Source organism: Imhoffiella purpurea, from assembly GCF_000585215.1.
GTDB lineage: Bacteria > Pseudomonadota > Gammaproteobacteria > Chromatiales > Chromatiaceae > Imhoffiella > Imhoffiella purpurea.
In genome coordinates, this window is record NZ_AONC01000032.1 from 1 (window position 1) to 5,206 (window position 5,206).

Sequence of the window (5,206 nt, forward strand, 5' to 3'; positions counted from 1 at the left end):
ACCGCTATGCACCGCAGCTGCGTACGCTGCTTGCTGAGAACTTTCAGATTGTCGGTCATTGAGAGCCGAAATCCTGCATTCGCTAGGTATATGTCGAAGCCTATGGGGCCCGACCCGCTTGGTGATGCCGGCCGCCCGCGCCGCGCGATTCACGGCCTTCTGGAGGGCCGACTCGTGCAGATGATGACGTCGCGCGGACCCGCTGCGCGGATCCCGAGAGAGCCGTCCGCTCGGGAAGACGTATTGCCACTGCCAATCCCGGGCGGCGTCCGGATACTTGCGCGCCAAGGCATCCGGGAGATAGACCTCGCCGTAACTCTCCGCCAGATCGTTTTCATGCAGTACCTTAACGCGCGCCAATTGATCCCTCAGTCCATCCTGAGCGCGCTCCGGCAATGGAGCCACCCGATCCTTGCCGCCCTTCGCATTGCGGATCAGGATCTGGCCGTATCCGAAATCGACGTCCTGCACGCGCAGCCGGACGCATTCCATCAGCCGCATCCCCGTGCCATAGAGGAGCGATCCCATCAACTGGTGGACCCCGTCGAGCTGGTCGAGCAGCGCCGTGACCTCGGCATGCGTGAGCACCGTGGGCAGACGCCGAGGACGCTTGGCGCGGGCGAAACCGCCGACATCCAGATCCTCCCTCCCCAGAACCTCGCGATAAAGAAAGACCAGGGCATTGAGCGCCAGGCTCTGGGTGCTCGCGGCCACGCGCCGATCGACGGCGAGATGTTCCAGAAAACGGCCGATATGTGTGACGTCCAGATCGGACGGATCCCGATTTCCGCTGAAGGCGATGTAGCGCATCATCCAATGGACATAGGTCTGCTCGGTGCGGATCGCCATTCCACGGACCCGAATGGTCTTGACGACACGATCCAGCAGGGCCGAATGCGTCTTGCGGATCTCGGCGAAGGAATGATTCGAGTCATCCGATGAGTCCGCGTCCGGATTCGCCGGACCCGCTTCATAATCCCGAGCCACCGTCGGATGGCTCGGCTCCAGCCGTCGGGCCGATGCCCGCCACTGCTCCCAGTCCACCTGCTCCAGCCATTCCACGCCCGCAAGCTCGAACAAAATCCGTATAGCATCGACAACCTGGCGAAACTGCCAGTCCTTCAGCTCGCTCCTCTGACCCAGTTCCGTCAGATAGCGCTCGACGTCGGCAGGACACTGCTCCGCCAGCTTCCGGTCCGGAAAGGCCGCGATGTACTGCTCCGCACGCCGCACCATCCAGCGGTCGAACGGAGGCTTAACCCCTGATTCTCCGACCTTTTGCACGTACCGGTGCCAAAACGACCGTACCTTTTCCCTATAGGTTGACGGGTTGTTGTCCATGGCCTAGTCTCAGTTCGTGTATGCGTGGTTGGTTGGGACGGCTGCATCGCGAAATTTAGAGGATAGCGAGGATGCGTACACGAATCATAGACGCGCTATGCGGAATCTGTCTAGTTCAGAAATTAGAGAATCTGTATAGCGCCATAAGAACTGATTCCGTCTAATCAACTGTTAGCCATTCCACATACCAAGGAGTCATTGTGTCAGCGATTCAGTTTATTACGTCCGGCGGTATGGCTAGTATCGGCGGCGACTTGACCGAAGATGAGCAAAAATCCGCGAATGCGATCGTCAAGAGTTTTGGAGAACAAGTCAGAAAATATGCGCTCGCCCTGCAAGTGCCTGCATCCCTATTGAAGGTTCAGCAATGCACTTTTTTGTTCGTCGCAAAAGACACTGCAAGCTTTCACTTCGTATTTGCGGATGCGCCTGGCGGAAATTCACTTAACTATAGAAACCTCTCAGCTCATGGCCGATTAGAGCTTCAAACCATTGTCCATCAAGTCCGCATTGAGGTTGGCGAAGTTGCATGGGCTTTTTCCTGTCCGCTAAACGTAGCGGTAACTGAGCTTGAAGACTACATCCAGAAAATAGTTCAACAGTACGTCAACTCAGTCCTTCAGTCCCAGCGGAGGCCCAGCAAAAACATTTCTAGCGAAGCAGTATCAATGCCGGAAATTGCTTCCGGGCTTGAAAAATTTAGGGCTGACTATCCAATTGGTCAGAAGACCGCATTCATCATCATGCAGTTTGGGAGTTCGAAGCCCCATCAGGCAATCGTTACGTGCATCAAGAACACGTTGAAAACGCATGGCATCACAGCGCTTAGAGCAGACGACAAGGAATACATGGACGATTTGTTCCCAAACATAAAGACATATATGCATGCATGCGACTTCGGCGTCGCCGTATATGACCGAATCACCGAAGACGACTTCAATCCAAATGTTTCCCTTGAAGTCGGCTATATGCTCGGTATGGGCAAGAATGTCCTACTTCTAAAGGACAAGACACTGAAGTCATTGCAAACTGATTTGACTGGAAAGCTCTACAAAGCCTTTGATACAAATGATATTGAAAACACCATGCCGCAGCATATTGAAAAATGGCTTTCTGATCGAGGTTTGGCGTAGGCATGGCTAACCCGGCAGTCAACCGGACCTGCGCGAAAAGCCGCGCAGGCCGGTTACTTTGAACGTTATCGCGCCGGGCCAAGCCCGGTGTATCTAGCAGGGTGAAAGTCCCTGTCGGGAAAGGGCTAGCCCCCCACCCGTATCGAGTGTTGATCTCATTGCGGAGCAGGTAACTGCGAACAAGAAGATGAGGTAAGCGTACACAGAGAATTCTGTAGGCCGTAGGGGAGATCGCGCTCCCTGAAGTGCTGGTACAGCTTCGACAAGTTCAGTTCCGGACGCCGAGGGTTTTAACGTGCACCGAAGGCAACACAGAAGCACCCGCTATGGCGAGGGTGTGGAGGTCCGGCGGAGTCCACAGGCCATGGCATGCAGAAAGAGATACATCGAGGAACCCGGGAAGCCCCAAAGGTTCCTGGACAGAGTGAAGAGCAGAACCCGTCGGAGCTGGGACACAGAGGGGGTGAAGAGCCCTGACACGGCGTGCGCTCGGGGGGGACGCTTGGAACAAGGAGCGGACAGGAAGGCCCATATGGGTCGGATACCGATGGGGTGTCTTATCAAGCATAGTACTCAGAGGTGGGGAAAGCCTGCCACACGGGGAAGGACTTGACGGAAGTACGTAGCCCACACAGGACACTCGTGCCGGACGCTGTCGGGCTGGAACACCACGAGCCAACCTCACTGTGGGGAATAGCCAAGCGGGCGCTTGCCTGCAAAGACCACCGTTTTCAGGACCTCTACCGGCTCCTGGATGCTGGCCTGCTGCTCGAAAGCTGGGACGATCTGAACAAGAACGCCGCCAGTGGAGTGGATCGGGTCACGGCCGAGGCGTATGAGCAGGAACTCATCGCCAACATCCGGGATTTGGCGGAGCGACTGAAGCGCAAACGCTACCGGGCCAAGCGGGTCCGGCGCTGCTACATACCCAAGGAAAGTGGTGGGGAACGCCCGCTGGGAATCCCTGCCCTGGAGGACAAGCTGGTGCAGCTCGCCTGCGCCAAGATCTTGAACGCGATCTACGAGCAGGACTTCCTGCCCGTGAGTTATGGCTATCGACCTGGGCGGGGCGCGAAGGATGCGGTCAGGGATCTGGGCTTCAATCTCCAATACGGCCGGTTCGGGCATGTTGTCGAAGCCGATATCAAAGGCTTCTTCGACACCCTCGATCATGAGCGTCTACTGGAGATGCTGAGTCTGCGGATCGACGACCGTGCCTTTCTCGACCTCATCCGCCAGTGGCTCAAGGCCGGCATTCTGGACACCGACGGAACCATCCTGCATCCGGTGACCGGAACCCCGCAGGGAGGCGTCGTCTCCCCGATCCTCGCCAACGTCTACTTGCACCATGTGCTGGACCGCTGGTTCGAGGATGCGGTCAAGCCGCGCTGTGGCGGGCAAGCCATCCTGATCAGATATGCGGACGACTATGTCTGCGCCTTCCAGTATCGCCGAGACGCCGAGCGGTTTTATCGGGTGATGCCCAAGCGGCTGGAGAAATTCGGCCTCGAGGTCGCACCTGAGAAGACCCGCATCCTGCGCTTCAGTCGCTTTCATCCAGGGCTGAGACGGCGATTTGCCTTTCTCGGCTTCGAGCTGTACTGGAATCGGGATCGGCGTGGCGAGTTGCGGGTGATGAAGCGCACCGCGCGCAAGAAGCTGCAGCAAGCCAAGCGGCGGATGAAGGACTGGATCCGAGCCAATCGTCACCTGCCTGGTCGGCAGTTCATCCAAGGGCTCAACCGCAAGTTGGTAGGGCACTACAACTACTTTGGGCTGAGAAGTAATCAACAGGCCCTGGGCAGCTTCTACAGCTTCAGCATCGCGTGTGCCTTCAAATGGCTCAACCGACGCGGAGGCAAGAGACGCAGCTTCAATTGGGGTCAGTTCAAAGAGGCGTTGAAGAAACTGGGTGTGGCATTACCCCGAATCGTGGAGAAGCAGCGAGAGCATGTGGCCTTTGTCTAGAGGCGCGCTCGTCGCGAAAGCGAGTACAACCGAGGAACCCGGTGCGGGAAAACTGCACGCCGGGGTCTGTGCGGGGGGCGCCCGGTAACGGGCGTTCCTACCGCGAGAGGAAAAACCAATGTCTAGGAAAAGGAAAACAAGAGACAGTCTATATGTGGATCATCCTAGATATGGAGATAGACCTATAGAATCTGGCTACAATTATAGTGAGGATGAAATAAGAAATAGTTACTGGGGCTATAGGCGAGAAGATATATTTATTGAGACAGCAATTCCAGCAGACCTAGAAAAACAAAATTATCCTACTTTCCCTAGGAAGCTGTATGTCGATATCAGAAGAAGGTGTATTCAGTGTGAAAGGTGGTTTATTTTTTTTGCGAAAGAGCAACAATATTGGTATGAAGAGCTTGGATTTATAATCGATGCCGATTGTGTCAAATGTGTTGAATGCAGGAAAAAGGAACAAGGTATTAAACAGTTGATATCGGAGTACGAAAAATTACTGAAAAATGCTTCTCGCATAGAAAGCGAGACAATAAATCTTAAAGAGATTGCGCAAGAACTTTATGAATTAGGGTATATCAAGAATAAACAAAAGGTAGATAGCATTGCGTGACAAAGCGCTTCTGCGGAAAATTCGCTCGCTGGCGTTCCCAAATTCCCGCAAAGCACGGCGTTATACCTGTCTCATACAGGTTTTCGGCAGAGTTCCCTCGTGAACAGTCTGGCCCCATGGTAAGCTCCTCATGATGAACGACTACCGA

At 55.1% G+C, this 5,206-nt stretch carries 4 protein-coding genes; 3 read left to right on the forward strand and 1 reads right to left on the reverse strand.

Going from position 1 to position 5,206, the window contains the following annotated elements; translation table 11 throughout:
- Positions 1-1,236 (reverse strand): integron integrase (locus tag D779_RS11130; RefSeq protein WP_232424159.1); only part of this gene is annotated, 1,236 nt, incomplete at its 3' end.
- 305 nt (positions 1,237-1,541) lie between these two features.
- Here D779_RS11130 and D779_RS11135 point away from each other — a divergent pair.
- From D779_RS11135 to D779_RS21675, 3 genes are all read left to right on the forward strand, one after another.
- Positions 1,542-2,474, forward strand: coding sequence for a TIR domain-containing protein (locus D779_RS11135; protein WP_198295707.1), 933 nt, complete (start codon positions 1,542-1,544; stop codon positions 2,472-2,474).
- Between the two features lie 579 nt (positions 2,475-3,053).
- On the forward strand, positions 3,054-4,442 hold the full coding sequence (ltrA, locus tag D779_RS11140) for a group II intron reverse transcriptase/maturase (RefSeq protein WP_232424160.1): 1,389 nt from the start codon (positions 3,054-3,056) through the stop codon (positions 4,440-4,442).
- A 118-nt stretch (positions 4,443-4,560) separates the two neighbouring features.
- The gene (locus D779_RS21675; protein WP_081763466.1) at positions 4,561-5,058 is read left to right on the forward strand and encodes a zinc-ribbon domain containing protein; all 498 of its coding nucleotides are present in this window, start codon (positions 4,561-4,563) and stop codon (positions 5,056-5,058) included.
- The last annotated feature ends 148 nt before the right edge of the window (positions 5,059-5,206 follow it).

Bases quoted from the DNA above. Each gene is read 5' to 3' on its own strand.
- D779_RS21675 (WP_081763466.1), top strand. From the start codon at position 4,561: ATGTCTAGGAAAAGGAAAACAAGAGACAGTCTATATGTGGATCATCCT.